Annotated in this window: 19 protein-coding genes; 13 read left to right on the forward strand and 6 right to left on the reverse strand. The window is 61.2% G+C overall.

All coding sequences use genetic code 11. The annotated features are described in order from the left end of the window. Positions 1-778: 778 nt before the first annotated feature. The 4 genes from XB14_RS27090 to XB14_RS27105 all read right to left on the reverse strand — a co-directional run bounded on the left by XB14_RS27090 (position 779) and on the right by XB14_RS27105 (position 4,698). Positions 779-1,519, reverse strand: a complete 741-nt coding sequence (locus XB14_RS27090; RefSeq protein WP_419178641.1) for a FadR/GntR family transcriptional regulator — start codon at positions 1,517-1,519, stop codon at positions 779-781. Between the two features lie 83 nt (positions 1,520-1,602). Continuing rightward, positions 1,603-2,499, reverse strand: coding sequence for an NAD-dependent epimerase/dehydratase family protein (locus XB14_RS27095; RefSeq protein ID WP_077966364.1), 897 nt, complete (start codon positions 2,497-2,499; stop codon positions 1,603-1,605). 178 nt (positions 2,500-2,677) lie between these two features. Further along, positions 2,678-3,670: a sugar-binding protein gene (locus XB14_RS27100; protein ID WP_077966367.1), complete on the reverse strand. Its 993-nt coding sequence runs from the start codon at positions 3,668-3,670 to the stop codon at positions 2,678-2,680. Between the two features lie 47 nt (positions 3,671-3,717). Then, positions 3,718-4,698: an NAD-dependent epimerase/dehydratase family protein gene (locus tag XB14_RS27105; protein WP_077966370.1), complete on the reverse strand. Its 981-nt coding sequence runs from the start codon at positions 4,696-4,698 to the stop codon at positions 3,718-3,720. A gap of 153 nt (positions 4,699-4,851) precedes the next feature. Here XB14_RS27105 and XB14_RS27110 point away from each other — a divergent pair, with 153 nt between their 5' ends. From XB14_RS27110 to XB14_RS27150, 9 genes are all read left to right on the forward strand, one after another. Beyond that, on the forward strand, positions 4,852-5,634 hold the full coding sequence (locus tag XB14_RS27110) for an ATP-binding cassette domain-containing protein (RefSeq protein ID WP_077966372.1): 783 nt from the start codon (positions 4,852-4,854) through the stop codon (positions 5,632-5,634). A gap of 47 nt (positions 5,635-5,681) precedes the next feature. Beyond that, positions 5,682-6,677, forward strand: coding sequence for an ABC transporter permease (locus XB14_RS27115; RefSeq protein ID WP_077966373.1), 996 nt, complete (start codon positions 5,682-5,684; stop codon positions 6,675-6,677). A 339-nt stretch (positions 6,678-7,016) separates the two neighbouring features. Then, positions 7,017-8,048: a helix-turn-helix domain-containing protein gene (locus tag XB14_RS27120; RefSeq protein WP_077966375.1), complete on the forward strand. Its 1,032-nt coding sequence runs from the start codon at positions 7,017-7,019 to the stop codon at positions 8,046-8,048. Between the two features lie 127 nt (positions 8,049-8,175). Beyond that, on the forward strand, positions 8,176-8,856 hold the full coding sequence (locus XB14_RS27125; protein WP_077966377.1) for a hypothetical protein: 681 nt from the start codon (positions 8,176-8,178) through the stop codon (positions 8,854-8,856). Positions 8,857-9,025: 169 nt separating this feature from the next. After that, positions 9,026-9,634: a hypothetical protein gene (locus XB14_RS27130; protein ID WP_077966379.1), complete on the forward strand. Its 609-nt coding sequence runs from the start codon at positions 9,026-9,028 to the stop codon at positions 9,632-9,634. 63 nt (positions 9,635-9,697) lie between these two features. After that, on the forward strand, positions 9,698-10,339 hold the full coding sequence (locus XB14_RS27135) for a hypothetical protein (protein WP_077966396.1): 642 nt from the start codon (positions 9,698-9,700) through the stop codon (positions 10,337-10,339). Positions 10,340-10,494: 155 nt separating this feature from the next. Next, the gene (locus tag XB14_RS27140; RefSeq protein ID WP_234804150.1) at positions 10,495-11,037 is read left to right on the forward strand and encodes a hypothetical protein; all 543 of its coding nucleotides are present in this window, start codon (positions 10,495-10,497) and stop codon (positions 11,035-11,037) included. Between the two features lie 278 nt (positions 11,038-11,315). Continuing rightward, positions 11,316-11,873, forward strand: a complete 558-nt coding sequence (locus XB14_RS27145; protein ID WP_077966398.1) for a hypothetical protein — start codon at positions 11,316-11,318, stop codon at positions 11,871-11,873. An 89-nt stretch (positions 11,874-11,962) separates the two neighbouring features. Further along, positions 11,963-12,610: a hypothetical protein gene (locus XB14_RS27150; protein WP_077966400.1), complete on the forward strand. Its 648-nt coding sequence runs from the start codon at positions 11,963-11,965 to the stop codon at positions 12,608-12,610. Between the two features lie 259 nt (positions 12,611-12,869). Here XB14_RS27150 and XB14_RS27155 read toward each other — a convergent pair whose 3' ends face one another. Both XB14_RS27155 and XB14_RS27160 read right to left on the reverse strand, forming a co-directional pair. After that, positions 12,870-14,513, reverse strand: a complete 1,644-nt coding sequence (locus tag XB14_RS27155; RefSeq protein ID WP_179119685.1) for a caspase family protein — start codon at positions 14,511-14,513, stop codon at positions 12,870-12,872. Positions 14,514-14,526: 13 nt separating this feature from the next. Further along, a complete protein-coding gene (locus tag XB14_RS27160) occupies positions 14,527-14,709 on the reverse strand; it encodes a hypothetical protein (protein ID WP_077966403.1) in 183 nt (60 codons plus the stop codon). Positions 14,710-15,037: 328 nt separating this feature from the next. Between XB14_RS27160 and XB14_RS27165 the strand changes: the two genes are divergently transcribed. From XB14_RS27165 to XB14_RS27180, 4 genes are all read left to right on the forward strand, one after another. After that, positions 15,038-15,649 (forward strand): TetR/AcrR family transcriptional regulator, encoded by a 612-nt coding sequence (locus XB14_RS27165; protein WP_077966404.1) that lies wholly within the window; start codon positions 15,038-15,040, stop codon positions 15,647-15,649. Next, positions 15,649-16,521, forward strand: a complete 873-nt coding sequence (locus XB14_RS27170; protein ID WP_077966405.1) for a pyridoxamine 5'-phosphate oxidase family protein — start codon at positions 15,649-15,651, stop codon at positions 16,519-16,521. The genes XB14_RS27165 and XB14_RS27170 overlap by 1 nt, the downstream gene beginning before the upstream one ends. Before the next feature lie 72 nt (positions 16,522-16,593). Continuing rightward, a complete protein-coding gene (locus XB14_RS27175; protein WP_077966406.1) occupies positions 16,594-17,805 on the forward strand; it encodes an MFS transporter in 1,212 nt (403 codons plus the stop codon). Between the two features lie 169 nt (positions 17,806-17,974). After that, on the forward strand, positions 17,975-18,439 hold the full coding sequence (locus tag XB14_RS27180; RefSeq protein ID WP_179119686.1) for an SRPBCC domain-containing protein: 465 nt from the start codon (positions 17,975-17,977) through the stop codon (positions 18,437-18,439). Positions 18,440-18,553: the final 114 nt, after the last annotated feature.

Consider the following 18,553-nt stretch of genomic DNA (forward strand, 5'->3'; position numbering starts at 1 on the left):
GCAGTTCTCCCTGGTTGAGGTTACCTATCCCGTCGAACGGGAATCTCCTTCTTGTAGGCAAGACGGCTCACAGGCCTTCCGCCTGGTCGTAGATACGGCTGAGCCAGTGGCGCGCTCGGTCGGCGCACACACGACGTGCTCGATTTTTCGTTCAGCGCACCGCTCGTCTGCCGCCGGTGCGGCGGGTTCATGGTCGGCCCGTCTTTGGGCAGCTTCGGCGTGGCGTTCCAATCGCCGGACGCTTCAAGGCGTCAGCGTGGAAACTGCACACGTGCGAAAGCTGACGTCTGTCGCAAACGCCGTCTCGTGTTGCTGCCTGTTGCACGCCCGCGCGGGCTCTGCCTCGAGCTCGCGCGAGGTCAGACGCGGGCGTGGCAACAAAAGATGTCGTGAGAAAATGTCACGCCTGACGGACCGGGGGCCGGCTTGGGTGACCGTCGCCGGAAACCTCGACGATAGGGTCTTTCAAAGACTTGCATCAACACTGCTCCTCCCCAGGTCCGTGTCTGCTGATCGGGAGCATTGCACATCGTCCGGGTTTGTCAACGTCTTTGTCGACAATATTGCATACGATAATTTGTGAGTTTGTTGACAACGCGTTGGAGTAGGGCGGCTGCGGTTCGGCGAGGTGTTCAAGCGACCTTGTCGGCACGGCCGAGAGATGCGCCCCCGGAGGCCGAGTGTGGATGGAAGGCGATGAGGTGATCAGGCGGCGGAGCGTCCGCTTCGCAACGGTCCGTGACCGGCGCTGGACCCGGCTTTGCAGTGTAACTGGCGATCACGCCTTGGGCTCCGAATGTGCAATGAGCTCATCGGTGTTTGCCAGTAGTCGCCGCACCGCATTGCGGGCCGCGTTCGGACGTCGGAGCCGAATGCTCTTCTCGATGTTCTCGTGGAGCTTCAGTGCGTAGACGAAACTATCGTCGTTCCGGGTCACCAGCAGGAAAAGGTGGTTGAGTGCAGATTCGATCAGTGTCCCGAGCGGGACCAGGAGATCGTTTCCGGAAGCATGCAGAATTGCAAGATGAAAGCGGGTGTCAGCCTGGGTACGACCCTGCAGCGTCGTCGCTTGCCCCATATCTCTCAATGCCGCGCTGATTTCGACCATTTGTTCTTCGCTGCGGCGGGCCGCGGCAAGGGCTGTGGCTTCCGGCTCTATGATGTGGCGAAATTCCTGCACGGTCTTCAGAAACTGGAGCCGGTCCGGTGAGAGCGCGTACCAGCTGAGCACGTCGCGATCGAGCAGGTTCCAGCGCTCCTTCGGCTCCACCCAACTGCCGATTTTCGGACGCGAGGCGAGCAACCCCTTGGCCATCAATATCTTGATCGCTTCTCTGACCGCAGTGCGACTGACGTCGAAGATTTCCGTCCATTGCGCCTCGTTCGGCAGGATCGTTCCAGGCGGGTAGTCGCCACGCACGATCCGGAGCCCGATGTCATCGGCAACCGACATGTGAACGCTCGGCCCCGACATGCGCGGTGCATCGAGCCGGCGCGTGGCACGCGCGCCTTCCGCCATGGCTCGCCCGGCGGTTTTTCCTGATCGTTGTTCAGTCATTTCCTCATTTTCTCGCAATCTGTAATGCTCGTCCGCGTCTTACGTCAGCCGATATCGACATACTTCCGCCAGTTGTGTTCCGGCTGAAAACCGAGCATCGCGCGCGCTTTGCGATTGGATAAGAGCGTCTCGTATTCGCCGAGTTGCCCCTTGACCGGAACGCCGGGGTAGAAGCGGTCGATCAGTTCCCGCGTCGGAATGTCGGCGGAGGTATCGTCGCTCGCGGCGTTGAAGACCTGAAACCCGAGGCCGTTCGCCTCCACCGCGCGCAACGTGATCTGGCCGAGGTCGCGCGCATCGATGTAACTCCAGGCGATGCGCTTGCGGAACCCCGGATCGGCAAACCAGCCGGGGAAGAGACGGTATTCACTGGGCTCGATGACATTGCCAATGCGCAAGGCATAGATGTCGGCGCCGCTTCTGAGCGCAAAGGCGCGCGCAGTCTTTTCATTGACGACCTTGGAGAGCGCATAGCTGTCCATGGGGTCGACGTCATAGTCCTCGTCGAGCGGGAAGTAGCTGGGATTGCGCGGCTCATTTGCAAAGACGAGGCCGTAGGTCGTCTCGCTCGATGCGATGACGATCTTGCGGATGTCAAGCTTCACCGCCGCCTCGATGACATTGTAGGTGCCCATCACATTGACGCGGAAGAGTTCGTTATCGGGTGCGATCAGGATGCGGGGGATCGCGGCAAAGTGGACGATCGCATCGATCGGCTGGGGCGCAAGCGACGGGTCGAATTCGTGCAGGCCCGTGTAACTCGACAGCGCGTTGAACACCTGGCCGCTGTCCGTGATGTCGGTAATGAGCGTGCGCACCTTCGGGTTGTCGAGCGGCCTTGTGTCAAGGTTGAGGACCTGGTGGCCGTGCCCGACGAGGTATTCAACGACATGGCGGCCCGCCTTGCCGCTGCCTCCGGTGAAGATGATCCGCTTGGTCATTGCGTTCTCCATGTCTGCAAATTTGGGGACGATTCCTATCGATGATAGTTCGTCGGAGGGATCTTCCAAGCAGGGTCGTCACAGGATGCCGCGGCCAGCCCGCAAAACTGCTTGCTGGCCACGGTCGCTGGGAACAGGGCGGAGCCGCCGGGATACGCGTCAAAGCGCGGCCACTGGCTTACTTCTGGATGCAGGTGTCCGCCGTGTCCTTGGTGCATTCGTCGAGACCCGTAAAGACCGGATCGTCCACCGGCTTTCCGGCGATCAGGTCCAGCATGACCGAAGGCGCCTTGTAGCCCATTTCGAAGGGGCGCTGGCCGACGAGCGCGGTGACCAGACCTTCCTTGGCAATCGCCACCTCTTCGCCGATCGTGTCTGCCGCCCCGATGACGAACTCATTCTTGGCAATCTTGTCCGCCATCGGCTTGAACAGATCGCGGTAGGGTTGCGGTGCGCCGAAGAGCGGCCAACCGCCCATGATACCGAAGGCGTCGAGATCGGGATTGGCGGCGAGAATATCCGTCATAGCCTGCACGCCTTTGGCCCCGTCGTCATTGGTGAAGACCGGGCAGCCCGCAACCTCCGTCCAGCCGCCTTCACCCTTCAGTTCGGCCAGCCCCTCTTTGCCGGTCAGCACGTCGCGCATGCCCTGCGCACGCCTGAGAATGTTGTCAGCACCTGGGTTGCCCTCGATCGTGCAGATCTTGCCGCCGTTTGGCTTGGCCTTCTTGATATAGTCTGCGATCCGCGCGCCCATCGTGTAGTTGTCGGTGCCGAGATAGGTCTTGCGCAGCCCCGCATCTTCCTTGGCGAGGTCGGCATCGAGCGTCATGACCGGAACCGTCGGGTTGGCGGTCTTCAGCGTCTGGGCAATGAGCTTGGCGTTGGATGGCGAAATGGCGATCGCAGCCGTGCTGGGTTTGCCGAGCATGTCCTGGACGATCTGCGCCTCGCCGGCCTCGTCCGAGGTCGATGCCGGGCCGGTGTAGAAGCACTCATACTCCGAGCTGGTGTTTTCCTTGTTCCACTTCTGGCAGCCCTGGTTGATGGCTTCGAAGAACGGGTTGTCGAGGCCCTTGACGACAATGACGAGCTGCTTCTTCTCCTGGGCGTTGGCGGGGCCGGTGGCCAGCGCGAGCGCCGCGACTGCAAGCACCAATGCTTTCCTCATTTTATCCTCCCGTTAGACAAGCGGACAGCCTTTGTCCGCGGCACAAATCAACCGGGGTACCAGACGATGCGAGGATCACTTGGTGGACGCTCGTATTGCCAGGCCTGGTCGATAAGCTTTTCGAGGTCGTATTCTGGCTGCCAATCCAGCAGGTACTTTGCCTTGCTGTTGTCCATCCAGTTTGAGTGGAAATGGCTTGGAACGTCGACGGACGGCAGGCCGCGCGTGCGCTTGAGATAGCTTGCGACCTCGCCATAATCGACCGGGCGATCCATCGAGATGTTGAAACGCTGGCGCTCCGCACGCGGATTGTCGATCGCGTTCAAAATTGCCGACACGAGATCGCTGACATGAACGAAATTACGCTTGATCGGTCTGCCGCCGCCATCGCGCAGCAGAGGCACGGCTTGCGCTTCGGCATAGCGCTTGGCTTCGTCGGGGGCAAAGAACGTTTTCCAGTCGGGCCCGCCGAAGACGTCGTCGCCGAAGGAGAGCGAGTGCTTGAAGTCGTCCTTTTCCATGATCCATGGCGCGCGCAGGCAACAGGCGTTCATCCCGTACTGGACCCCGTACTGCTCGATCAACACCTCTTCGAGCACTTTCGAGAGCGCGTAGCATCCGGGATAGGCGCGATGCGGGGTCGCCTCTGTAATCGGTCCCTCGTGGGGATAAAAGAAATGGCCGACAGCGGCGTCGCCGCCGATCAGAATGAACTGCCGGGCAGTCGGGCTCGCCCTGAACGCTTCGAGCAGCCAGAACAGGCCCTTGACGGTCACATCCATGACGTCGGCCGGCGTTTCCTTGCAGGTCGCGAGGTGCACGACGTGGCTCACGCCGGCAACCGCGCTTTCTGCCACGGCGCGATCGGCGATGGACCCCTTGATGACGGTCAGCCGTTCGGTCGGATCGAGCACACGATTGTGGCAGAGCGCACGTATGCGCGCTTGCGAAAAACGTGACCGGTCAAGCAGCGCTGTCATGAGGTGCCGCCCGACCTTGCCCGTTGCCCCGGTGACAAGGATAAGCATGCTTATCTCCCAGCAATAGCTAATATGCGATCGCGTCTTCCGTCAACGGCTAATTATCATACAAAACAGGTTTATCGGATGAGAGATTGTTGACGCATTCACGGAGATTTGCGTAAATAAGCCTTCGCTCATTCATGCGGGCGGACTTGCGGTATCACGCCTTGGCGAAGGCGGTTGCGCGTCTTGGGAAGGCTTGTCGTGCTGCTAGAGCTCAGCAATGTTTCCAAGCATTTCGGGGCCATACAGGCGGTCAACGATATTTCGCTGTCGTTTGAGGCCGGGCAGGTTGTCGGCCTGATGGGTGACAACGGCGCCGGCAAGTCGACGCTTGTCAAAATGATCGCAGGCAATTTCCGTCCGAGCCACGGAACCATGCGCCTCAACGGCAGCGATATCGTCCTGCACCGCCCCATCGAGGCAAGGCAATTCGGTATCGAGATCGTTCACCAGGATCTTGCCCTTTGCGACAACCTTTCCGCAGCTGCGAACGTCTTCCTCGGTCGCGAATTGAGGCGCGGTATCGGCCCCTTGCGCGTGCTAGATTACAAGGCAATGTACCGCCGCGCCGGCGAGATCTTCAAGGAACTGCGCTCGGAGACCAGACCGCGCGACCTGGTACGGCAGATGTCGGGTGGCCAACGGCAAGCGGTGGCGATTGCGCGAACGATGATTTCGCAGGCGAAGATCGTCTTGATGGACGAGCCGACAGCGGCAATTTCCGTGCGGCAAGTGGCCGAAGTGCTGCATCTGATCCGGCAACTGCGTGATCGTGGCATCCTTGTCGTGCTCATCAGCCACCGCATGCCCGACGTCTTCGATGTCGCCGATCGCGTCGTCGTCATGCGCCGGGGCCGCAAGGTGGCGGACAAACCTATTGCTCAGACCTCGCCGGAGGAGGTGACGGGGCTTATTACTGGTGCCATCGAGGGTGGATGAGGGGCACGCGAACTCAATCTTCTGTACCGGAGGGAATGGGAGGAACGATGGCAACCACGCTGGACCAGACGATCGCCCGCAGGCAGCGTACGCTTGGAGGAGCGATCCTGGGTAGCCAGACCTTCTGGGTTCTGGTCGCCGTCATCCTCGCATGCCTTTTCTTGTCCTTCGCCACTGACAGCTTCGCCACGGCAAAGAACCTTTACAACATTACCCGCAACGTTACCTTCGTCGCGATCATCGCGCTCGGCATGACGCTCGTCATCATCACCGGTGGGATCGACCTCTCGGTGGGTTCGGTACTCTGTCTTTGCAGCATGGTCCTCGCGGTCACGATGCACGCGGGATACGGCATCGAGACCGGAATCGCCGTCTCGGTTGCAACCGCGCTGTTGATCGGTGCGTTCAACGGCATCCTCATTGCCTATCTCGGCTTTCCGCCCTTTGTCGTGACCCTCGGCATGCTCTCGGTTGCCCGAAGTTTGGCCATGGTCGCGTCAAACAATACGGTGGTCTTCGAGTTCGGCCCGGACCACGATAAGCTGCTGGCGCTCGGGGGTGGGTCTGTCTTCGGTATCGCCAACCCGGTGATCTACATGATCGTGCTGGCCCTGCTCACCGGTTTTGTGCTGCGCTGGACGCGCATTGGCCGCTACATCTACGCCATCGGCGGTAACGAGAAGGCGGCGATTGCCACGGGCCTCCCCGTGCGCCCCATCAAGGTCTGCGTCTACATGATTTCGGCGCTTTCGGCTGGCGTTGCCGGCATCATCCAGACCGGCTGGCTTGGTGCGGTGACCACCAACATCGGCGCCGGCATGGAGCTGCAGGTCATCGCCGCGGCAGTGATCGGAGGCGCCAATCTCGCTGGCGGCGCCGGCACGGCCTTCGGCGCGCTCGTCGGTGCGGCGCTGATAGAGGTCATCCGCAACAGCCTCGGCCTTCTGGGCATCAATGCCTTCTGGCAGGGCACTTTTATCGGCAGCGCGACGATTCTCGCGGTCCTTTTTGACCGCATTCGCAACTTCCGCCGAAGCGAATAGCCTCAAGCTCCATGTCCGGTTCGCGCATTGCGGGGCAACAGCGTTGGGCCCGAAGTTTCACCATGCGCGACGATACCGGATCATGTGGCGAAGAACCCCATCGCGCCAGCAATGAAGCAAGTCGTGCAGGATGACGCCGGCCCGCGGCTCGTGATCCAAGTTGGAACGCGATGAAGTGCGCGAAAGGCCCGCAGTCGCGAACCGTTAAGGTTTCGACCATTGCGCCCGGTTCCCCCCTTTTTTGACCTATAGCAAAAGTCGCGCAGCTCTCTCTAATGCAATCATAGAGGGCGTTGTGTCTGGTTGAAAAAGTATCTGACGGTTTAGTGCGTCTAACGGATGGGCAACGCGCAAATTGCTAGTTTCCACTTCTCAACAACGGGGGTCGACTCCCCCTTTGATGCGTGGCGATCCCTTCTGAACGTTCTCTTCGACAGCCTGCCCCCGAAAGCGTCTCCAGCGCGTGAGTTTGAAGCCAATCTTAAAGTCTATCACTTCGACACATTTCTTTTGTGCCGAAGCGTCGCCGTCGGTGGCCGGTATCGACGCACCAAAGAACGTCTTGCCACGGATGATCTCGACCATATCGTTATTTCGTGTCTCCTGCGCGGCGGCATAGCGCTGCCCAGCCCGGCCGCCCGACGATTGCGGGCAGGAGACGTGGCGGTGCTCGATCTGTCGGCCCCGACGGCTTTCGCCATGTCGGCTGCGGACGGCATGCACCTCATCATGCCGCGCACATTGCTGCCGGCCGCGATGGCGCCGGTGCAGCCCATGACGGGTCGCATCCTGGCCCAGGATAGCGCGATGGCAATTTTTATCCGCGGCATTCTCGAGGCGCTGAGCGAAGCGGCGCTGCGCCTCAGCCCAGGCGAGGTGATCGCCCTCGGGTCGTCGGTCCCCGATCTGCTCGCTTCCTGCCTCGGACCGGCGGGTGAGCCTCCCTCGGTAGGGGCCAGGGGCGACCTTGGACGGCGGCTGCGGCGGCATATCGAGGAGAACCTGCATCGCAGCGATTTGACTCCTTCCCGGCTGACACACGATCTCCGCGTTTCTCGCAGCCAGCTCTACCGGCAGTTCGAGAGCAGCGGCGGCGTTGAAGCCTACATTCGTCGTCGCCGTCTCCGGCGCTGCCTGCTCACCCTCTGCGACTCGCGTCACGCCGATCGACGCATCGGTGACATCGCTTACGAGATGGGCTTTTCCGACGAGGCCCACTTCAGCCGATTGTTCCGGCGCGCTTTCGGGGTCTCGCCCAGGGGCGCCCGCGCGGCTGTCCGTCAAGACGGCATCGACCTGGGTGGCCTGTTCCGGCCCTCCGCCGATGGCGCCTCCTTCGGCGACTGGCTAACCGCGCTCGACACCAACTGAGGCCACCATCTTGGGACGGTCGTCCAAGTTTTTGGAACACTGATCCACAGACAACCATAAGGGGTAAATGTATCCTTCCCTACACATCAGGCGAGAAGTTCAAGCCGGACCCCGAAAGGAAAGATGGATGCCGACCTCCACGAAGACCAGTCCCGCCCCCGCGACGAGCAGCCCGCCGCCGGCAGCCGCGGTGCCTTTCGATTTGACAGTCACGAATGGTTCGACCGTCGCCGGGCGCCAGTGTTTCAGTGTCTTCCCTCTTCCGTTGAACAAGCCCTCGCAAAATCTGCAGACAATCACCGCCCTGGTGACCGATCCGATGGAACAGGGCGACACGAAAACGCTGACATGGAATGGCGGAAGCGGCGCGCTGGCCTTGTTTGCGTTCGTCAAGGGCGCAAACCTCGATGCCGCCGAAAAGACCCCGGTCGCGCTGGGAGATACTGTTGTCGTCGCCTGGGCCGACGGTGCGTTCACCGTCAGCCCCGCGGCCGGCGGTCCGGCCGGCGCGATCGAGGCAACCTTCGCAGCAGGCGTCCCGGCGGACAGCCAGATCGGGCTGGTGGTCGGCCCTGCACCGATCCTTGTCCCTGTCCCGGTGGGACTATCGTCGCTAACGCTCGAGCCAGACCTCTCGCAGACCGTGACGGTCGTCTTCGGCACGGCCTTCCAGCTTCCTGAACCCGACGAATGGGACCGCAGTCAGGCGGCAACCGTGACTTTCAAACAGGACACGGCGACGACCAGTCCAACCGCCGTCGCAAAGATCGTAGCCAACCTGGACAACAAGATCGTCCAGATCGGCTGATCCTTCAACAAGCTTGCCCGGCACCCGCCTTCCCTGGCCGGGCATTCCCTCGCCGTTTGCTTCCTCCCATGGACGGCGAGGGCGGCCCGGCACCGTTTCAGCCCCGGAGACGGTGCCGGCCATCATTTCGCAATTCCGGGCGCGATTCCCCAACGAAAGGCACACTAAGATGACGTCGTACTCCCTGACATGCCTCAACAACTCTCAACTGCACGGCAGCTTCGCCGTGTTCCAGAAGGCCCCGCCGATGACCGTTCCCGGAAACGTGTTTTCACTGGCGTGGTTTGCCCGGCCGGCAGCGCCGGGAAGTCGTGTGACCTTCACCTGGAACCTCGACTACAGCTTCGTCTGGTCGGAGACCGGATTGCTTCAGCCGGGCATCAACTTCTCGGCGACGCAGGTGATCGGGGCAGATCCGAACGGCCAGAACCTCGTCCAGCTCACGCAGGACAGCTGGGGTGCCACGACCTTTGCCAATCCGAGCGTCAACGGTGCCCTGGGCTCGCTGACCATCCAGCAACTGTCCAATGTCGTGCCCAACCGTACTTCCGTCGGCATCGGCATGGCCGGTTCAGGCACCTTCGCCGTGCAGGCAGCACCGAACATGACGGCGGTCTTCACGCCACATCCGAACTACTGGGTGCTGTTCGGCAATCTGGAGACGGGTGACGTCATCGACGTCGAGGACGTGACCGGCTCCGTCGAGGTCACCTATGGCGGCGCGCTGACGTCGCGGACCGCAACACTCGGCCTCGACAACCTGATCTCGGTTGCCTGATGTCGCCCGACGGCGGCGGTAGCCGCCGCCGTCCCCCTCTCTCCAACACGACAGGAGAATGCAATGCCGGAGTACAGACTGACCTGCGTCAACAACTCAAAGCTGCATGGCAATTTCGCGCTTTTCCAAGTTCCGCCCCAGGCGCCGACGCCGACGCGCCTGACCAGCGTCGCCTGGCTCGCCCGGCCGGCGGCACCCGGCACACAGGTGCGCTTCTCCTGGTCCACGGAAGTCGGCTTCATCTGGGGTGAACGCGGCACGTTCGGCGGGCGCTCGACGTTCACCGCCTACCAATACGTCGCCGCCGACGCCGATCGCGAAAATCTCATCGACTTCACGGCCGACAGCTTCGGAGCGCCGGCGCTTCAGAATCTGCGTACGGGCGGTGCGCAAGGAACCCTAAGCATCCGTCAGCTCAGCGGCACGTTCGATTTTCCGGTTCATCTCGGTATCGCGATCGGTAGATCACCTGTCTACACCGTTGATTTCACTCCGAATGTCTTGAGTACTTTCATCCCGCATCGTCATCGCTGCTGGGTCGTGTTCGGCAACTACGCCGTCGGCGAGACGATCGACGTGGAAGCGCTCACCAACACGCAGGCCGTTGATTTCAGCACGACCTCGCCCGCGCAACGTGTCGTGCTGACACCGGAAAACATCCTGCAGCAGGCCGCGGGGCAGCAGAGCGATCCGCCTTTCAGTTGAAAGCCGGGCGGTCTGCAGGACGCCCACACCGCACCACAGACATGGCGGGCGGCGTGATTTCGTCCACCGCCAAGACATGTCCGGCGACATGCGTCACCGGTCAGCGCTCCTTGCATGCGCGGGAAAGCGCTCCCCCAATGAGAAAGGAAATCATCATGGAAGAAGACGTTGCCAATCCTCCGGTCTTGGTCGCACAGGAAACCGGCGCGTGGTGTTTCGCCGCCGCCGAGGTCATGGTTCGCGCCTATCGCAACCTCTCGGCGATGTCACAATATGCCATTGCCCGCCGCAACACGCTGTCGCTTGCGGCGCTGGACCCCAACGTGCAGGAAGAATGGGCGTTGGCGCAAACCCTCGACGCCTCGGTGACGCCGCCGCAGCGGGAAGACGACGGAGCCAATCTGGCCAGCCAGGCCGTACAAATGGTGCGAACGCAGTGGAATGCGTTCGACATGGTTTCGACGGGCGGTCGGTTCGTCGAAAATCTCACAGCAGATCTCGTGCGTGGCGAGATCGACCACGACCGGATCTTCGTCATCGGCACGGCGATCCACTACTACGTCGTCTACGGATACTCCGACAATGGCAACACCATGAAGCTCCTCGATCCCTGGCCAGTCGGCAAGGGTGGGCTGACCGGTACGAAGACGTTGCAGAGCTTTCTAGCTCTGGACGGACACGTCACGATTTTCTTCTAGCCGAGACCAGCGCCGGTTGCCGTCGATCGCTCGGATCCTTGCGATATCCCTGAGCGCTGACGACTGCGAAGGCAAGTTCAGACGCAACTGACTTGATCCGCCGCAGGACCGGCCCGGGCGAGACGGCCTGAATGGCCGCGGCGTCCACCTTTCAACACTCCCAACACGGCACACGGCGCGACTACGCCGAGCCACAGCAGGTCCGGCGGCATGCGCCTCCGGTCACCGCTCTCCGCTTGTCGCGAGAGACGTTCCCCCATAGCGAAAGGAAAGCCATCATGCAGTTTCCCAAACTTCACTCAGGCATCCATGCGGCAAAGCTCGCTATCGTTGCGATCTTCGTCGCCATAGGTCCCGCGCATGCTTATTCGGTCTATCGCGCTGTCGACGCGGACCCCAGCGGGGTGGTGGTATGGACCAAAGTCAACTTCGGTGTAAGCGGAAAGCCGATTTCGACCCTCTCTTTCTTCCACTACGCCAGCGACGAAGAGGCAGCCAAGAACGCGAAGACGGGTAAAGGCTTACCCGCACAATGCCTCGTCAAGGTCGACCTCGGCGAAATTGACCCGTCCAAGGGAGACGAGGCGCAAGTTGGCAATGCCGATGTCAAATTCGAGGCTGCTTCCACCGATCTGCCAAAGCCCTTCCCCTGGACGATCGTTTTCGACGACAAGCCGCCAGGCCATTGGAGCATCGCACGGGCAGAGATGACGTCTTCGAGTTCCAACACTGCGGCAAGCAGAGTGGCTGCTGCTGGGTTCAAGGCTCTCGCGATCACGGCCGACACCGGCGTTACCGTCATCAACGGCACGCTCAACAACTGCCGAGCGCAATAGACGGTTGGTAGTAAAGCCCTTAAATTGACGAGCAGAAACAGCTTCCGCCGCCGGTCTCCATGTCCGGCGGCTTTTCGTGGGAGAATGACATGGCGGTGCTTCATCACGCCTTTCGCTGCCCGATCACACCCGCCTTCGAGGAGGCGGTGCAGGATGTGCTGTCAGCCTGGGAGGCAGGCGATCGGGAAACCCTTTCGGCGATAGCGCTTGACCGATATGGGGCGCTCGGTGAGCGGGAAGATCTCCACGCCGCCTTCCACCTCGGGCCCGACGGTGCCGCGCCGTCCTGGCTGCAGCCGCAATTCGTCAGCCCGGGGCTCGCCGCCCTGGTCGTTCTCGCCGAACACTTTGTACCCCTGCCGTCATTGAGTGCCAGCAACGATACGAACCACTACCGGCTCGCCACGCACCTGCCGACACTTGGCTGGACGACCGGCGAGATAGACACCCTGATCCACGGCCAGCCGATCGAGGTGATGCTGCAGGAATATGCAGACCCTGCAGTTCCCCTGACGCAGGGAGGCTTCCGCCACACCGGGGGATGGACCGCCGGGCGGATCGGACGAACACTGGCCCCGCGCCTCGACCAGCTTACCCTCGTTCCTCCTCCTCAAGCCGACGAAGTGGCACACGTAGCGTGGCGCTTGCTCGACGAAACCGATGCAATCAACGATGCACGCGCGATGCTGGCCGCGGTGCGTGACGACGACTGGCTCGTCATGGCTATCACCCATTGACGACGAGGATGCGAAAGCCGGAGGCGCTCCCGGTCTGTGCCTGCAAGGTCGCATAATGCCTCGATCGGAACCTGCTGGAAGGTATTTGTGCAGACTTGGTAAGTAGGCCGATCATGCCGAACTGCCCGGGGCTCACGGCCGCTACGACCATCGCCAAATTCGGCTATGTGGCTACACCGACCTGCGGCTAAACCGTCTTATGCCCCCGTTGGACCGTGTCGACGGACCGCACCGCAGGTGCACCGACATCGCCTTCGCTCTACATCTTACTCATAGTGATAACCCCTGAGCAGCCGCTGCCTGCCCCGGTCCCTCTGAACCTACCGGACCCTTTACCTGCCTTGATCATTCCCGTCACGGTGTTACCTCCTTTCCTTCCCTTATGGATGAAGGTGTGGGCAATGTTGACGGTTCCGTTGCTGGAGATTTTTCCGGAGAAACCAGAGCTCGACGATACGACGCCGTTTCTTACGTAGAGGGTTGTCGAGAGTTCGCGCCAGTCGCCACAATTCGTCTTTGCACGTCGTATCAAATTCCAGGTGCCGTCGAAGGCACTCAGGCCGGGCGCCACGCAGCGGTTGTCGCGAGCCTCCATTCCGTTACCGCAGACGAGCGGGCAGACACGATTGCCGATCGCTTTCAACCCGTTCAAGAGTTCCTCGGACGGGGCGAGCGAGGCAAGCTCGAGCCCCTTGTGTTCGGCATATGCTTGCAGGGCCTTCCGGCTGCTGTCGCCCCATTTGCCGTCGACCCGGGCAAGGCATCCGATGCGCGCTAGTTCCCTTTGGGTGGCGAATGCGAGTTCGCCGGCAGGCATGTTGCCGGCTATCGAACCTGATGTCTGTGCCCTGTTGGCCGGTTCGAGTGCGGCGACGTCGGTCGGGCTGGCGCCGCCTTCGCCGGTTACGGCCTGCTTGGCATCCGGCTTCGCCTGCAGCGCTGACTTGCTTTCCTTTTCGCGCTCCGCGATTGCCGCGATTTTCAATTTCGCAAGCGTTCCGAATGCCCCATTGGGGTATTCCTGGAGGTAGGCCTCAAAGAAGCTACTTGTGGTCAAATCCTTAATCGAGTTCCAATATGCAAGCTCCACGGCTCTGTCCGTATCTGTCGTCGCCGGCGCACTTGCTGCCGTGTCCGCAGCGGGGGATGGATTGAGAACGACGGGGCCCGTCAGGGATGAACTGTCCCAGGGAACCTGTTTGCCATCAGTGGCCTGCAAGACAGTGCGACGCACTGCAATGAGGTCATCCGTTATGCTCTGCCCAGGCGTGCCGAGGTGTTTCAGCAACGCCGTCGTGAACGGCGAGTTCCTGTCGGCTCCGTCAAGCGCAACGTTTCCGGGCTGGGTTGCGAACGCTATCAGCGAGCCCACGCCGGTATCGAGTTTCGCCAAGCCCCGCCCTACGACCACGGATCGGGTTCCCATGGAGCGGGCCAATGTCGCGGCAAGTGGATTGTCGCGACAGGCGTCCAGGAACACCAGGTTGACCCTGGCGTTACGCTCCATGGCGGAGAGCACAAGCTCCACCGGTAACGCCTCGAAATCCAAATCGTTGTTTGAACGAAGCTGCGCGTCGACGGGGATCATGTAGTTGCCGCCGTTTACCTGCAGCCCGTGACCGGCATAGAAAAAGAGCGCCACGTCGACGCCTTCGACTTTGCCGACAAACTCGCGGATCGACCGACGCATTCCCGTCAGGTCGAGGTCCCGGCCGGTCACCACCACGAACCCCAGCCCCGTCAGTTTTGATGCCATGTCGCTGGCGTCATTCTGAGGATTGGCAAGCTGCGGCGCATGCTGATAGGCCGAGTTTCCAATAACCAGCGCGACACGCTTTTCGGCCCAGGCGTAGGAGCTTAGAAAAAGGAGCGAGAGCACAACGGCCGCACGAAGGTAATGCATAGGAACCAGCCCGTTACCGCCATTTCGGTGTGCGCTGCGCATTATTCAGGAGTTCGCGGGCTGTGGCGAACATACCAAACAGGCTTGTAAGGCGACGTTCCTCTTCCTCGCAGAGGCGGTGTCGTTGGCAGAAGTCATGGACGGACCAGACCTTCGTGGCAGCGTCGGTTTCGAGCTTTTCGGCAAAGCGTTCCATGCTTACCTCCCTGCGCACCTCCATTTTACTAAAGTCTAATGTAATTGGAAATAAACTGGGACATAGCCCAATCCGGCTAAAGCGATCCCCGGCGCTCATCCTCGCGACGGTTGGTCCTGGGTAAGGCATGGGGTCGAACTGGCTCGAAACCGCCGTCTAGTTCTCTCGCCTAAGATTTTGGGATGTCTCGACGTCATTCTCATCTGACTCTGGCTGTACGAGGTGGCGCCCGCCAATGCCTTTTTGTGTTTCGCGCGGTTTCGATTTGACAATATACGTACGTATGTATATTTAACAATGGGAACTTGATATCTGACCGCGAGGCGCCATGAAGACGAACGACAAGAGGAAAGAGCGCGGCGACCGCGCCCGGGCGAACATTCTGCATCATGCCACCCAGATTGCCTCGGTCGAAGGGCTGGAAGGGCTGACATTCGGGCGGGTCGCTGCGGATGCCGGGGTGGCAAAAGGCAACGTTCAGGTGCTTTTTGGCGATCGGGAAGCCCTGCAACTGGCGACGATCGAGAACGGTGTCGCGCTCTATTGCGCAACGGTTGTTGGCCCCGCCATGGCACGGCCGGCGGCGATCGAGCGGCTGATCGCTCTGGTTGAGGGATGGTACACATTCGTGGAGCAAAGAACATTGCCCGGCGGTTGCCTGGTTCACGCGCTCAGCAGCGAGTACCGCACTCGTCCGGGCGAGATCCGCGACCGGGTCGAACATCACCGGGCCGAGGCGAGGCAGCGCATCGTCGACTTGGCGAACGAGGCCGCGGGAGCAGGAGACCTGCAAGCCGGCATCGATGTCGAGCTGCTTGCTTTCGAGCTTACCTCCTACCAGGCATCGGCCAATGTGGCAGCGCTCATGGGGGATGAAGCGCAGTTCGAACTGGCGCGCCGTGCGTCGAGGCAGCGCCTTGCCGCGGCGCGGGGTGTGTGATGGTCAGTGACCCTTTTCACGCTGGAGAACAAGAACTCCAGCGCCTGTTTGGCGTTCGTGACCAACTGGCGGGGTCGCGAGCGATACAGGCAAGCTTGCCGCCCGGCTTTGCGGCCTTCCTTGCGGAGCTGCACTATGTCGTGCTGGCCGTGCCCGACCGGAAGGGACGCATCTGGGTTACGATGGTTTTCGGTCGCCCCGGCTTTCTGAGCGCGCCAAGTGCCCTGCAAATGCGCGTAGAGACACTCCCGGACCCCGCAGACCCAGTAGCCTGTGGCGTCGTCGAAGGCGCTCCGATCGCAGTCCTTGCAATCGACCTTTCGACCCGGCGGCGCATCCGGATCAACGGCAGTATAGGTTCCGTGCGCCAAGGCGGCTTCGTCGTCAACGTGCGGCAAGCCTTTGGGAATTGCCCGCAATACATTCGTCCAAGGAATGTCGAAGAGACGACCGCAACAACCGGCGCCACAGTCCGGACGATGGTTGATACGGCTGCTGCCCAGCGCGTCGTCGCTGACGCCGACACGTTTTTCGTCGCCACCCGCTCCTCGTCCGATGCAAGCGGCGACATGGATGTTTCCCACCGCGGCGGTCCGGCGGGCTTTGTCCGGTGGGACGGCGACTGTCTGCTCTGGCCGGAGTACCGAGGAAATCTCTACTTCAACACACTCGGCAACCTTCTCGTGGATCCTGCCTGCGGTCTGTTGTTTCCGGATTTTAGCACCGGCGAATTGCTGTTCCTGACGGGACAGGCCGTGCTCGAAGGTTTCGACGGTAGGCTGAGGCGCTCCCATGAGGGCGCTCCGATGAACGGACTTGTTCGCTTCAAGCCGGACGGTTTGATGAGCCGCGCCGCGTTGTTGCGCCCGTAGGTCGATCCGATCCCAGTTTTTCAATCAATCTTGGCGCCAGTCGTGACACGGCCGCGCCGGAAAGGTCCCGTTATGGTCAATGCCACGCTGCAAACGCCGCATGAGGTCGATCAGCCGCAGGCGACAAATCAATGGCTTTCGGTGTCGATGCTTGCCTTCGGTGTCTTTGTCGTTGGAACCGGCGAGTTCGTTCTGGCGGGTCTGTTGCCGCTCCTCAGCAGTTCCCTGCGCATTTCACCATCCGTCGCAGGGCAAGTCATCACGATCTTCGCTCTGACTTGCGCGATTGCGGGTCCGGCCCTGGTCGCCTTGACCGGCCATTGGCAGCGCCGAACCGTTCTCGTCGTCGCGGCCATTGTCTATCTCGCAGGAAGTGCCTGGACCGCGCTTGCGCCGAGCTACGCGATGGTTTTGATCGGCCAGGTCGTGGCCGCACTTGGCGTCGGCTTGTTCGTGCCGACCGCCACTGTGACAGCGGCCGCGCTGGTCTCGGCCGCGCATAGGGGGCGGGCCATCGCCGTGGTCGTCAGCGGCTTTACTGCCGCGACGGCGCTTGGAGCGCCTCTCGGTACGGCTTTTGGCGGGGTGTTCGGCTGGCGATCGACTCTGTGGCTGGCAACCGGGCTGGCCGCAATCGGCGTCGTCGGCACCTTCGTCGTCATCCCTCGGAAAACCAGCATCGCGGCAACAACGGGAGTACGGCAGCAGTTGCGGCTCCTGTGCGAACCGCCGATCGTCGCCGCCCTGGGCGTGACCCTCCTGGCTTTCACGGCAGTCTACATGCCCTACACTTACATGGGCGTCATCTTTGAGAAGGCCACCGAAGGAAACAGCGCCTATCTTGCTGGCCTCATGACGACGCTCGGCGTGGTCGGCATGATCGGCAACCTGGGCGCCGGCATGCTCGCGGATCGTATTGGCGGCCCCAAGGTCGTGGCAATCGCCTTGCTTTGGTTAATCGTCAGCATGCTGATCCTGCCCCTGACGACCGGGAACATGACCTTAGCGTTCGCAATGATTGCCTTCTACGGGATCGCCGCCTTTGCGATCACCACGCCGCAACAACACCGCTTGATCTCGCTGAAGCCCGACGCCGCCGGTGTTTTGGTCTCGCTCAATCAGGCAATCCTCTACCTTGCCATCGCGCTGTCTGGCTCGATCGGCGGCCTTGGAATCGAGTGGGGAGGCTCGGACAATCTTGGTTTCGTGGCGTCTGCCCTGGCGGCCATGGCGTTGCTGTTGTCGATTTCGATGAAATCGACGCGCGTTTTACACCGCGAGTAGGGCGCTGAGGAACAGGCTCCAATTGTATGGCAGCGAGGCTTTCCCAATCCGGTCGCAAGAGGCCTAGCAAAGCTGATTGCAAAACACAATCAGCTTTGCTAGATGCTGATTGCGTTTTGCAATCGGTATGGGCGTCGACGTGCTCGAAGGATGATCAATGGAGCGAGTAGTGGATTATGAAATCGGGCATAGGACGCTCGTGTTCGAACGGCATTGCGAGGCTCCGGTGAAACGGGTGTTCGCAGCGTTTGCGGATCCGGTTATCCGTGCCAAATGGAGCGCACCGTCCGACGGTGCCGCATTTATCTATGACGCGGCCGACTTTCGCGAGGGCGGGGAAGACCGGTTCCGCTGCGGCTCAAAGGAGAACCCGCAATATACCGGACGCACGACCTACATCTCGATAATTCCGGATACACTCGTGGTCAGCAATGAGGTCGTCGAAGCCGGCGGTCGCAAGCTGATGTCGAGCCTGATTACAACGGAGTTGAAGGCGAATGGTGATGTGACAACGATCAAGATGACTGTGCAGGTGACCTCCCTGTTCGGCGACCGGATGATTGTGGGGACCGATATCGGAAACAATGCCGCCCTCGATAATTTGGTTGAGCATCTGGCCCGACCGGCTGGTTGATAAACTCGCCCTGGCCATCTTCCAGGAATGGCCGTGGTAAACTGCGGCGCGGTTCCGTTGGCGGTTGTTTGGATTAGCTCAAACTCATACTGGACAGTCCGCAATAACTTGACT

Origin of the sequence: Ensifer adhaerens (assembly GCF_002007205.1) — a bacterium.
Lineage (GTDB): Bacteria > Pseudomonadota > Alphaproteobacteria > Rhizobiales > Rhizobiaceae > Ensifer > Ensifer adhaerens_D.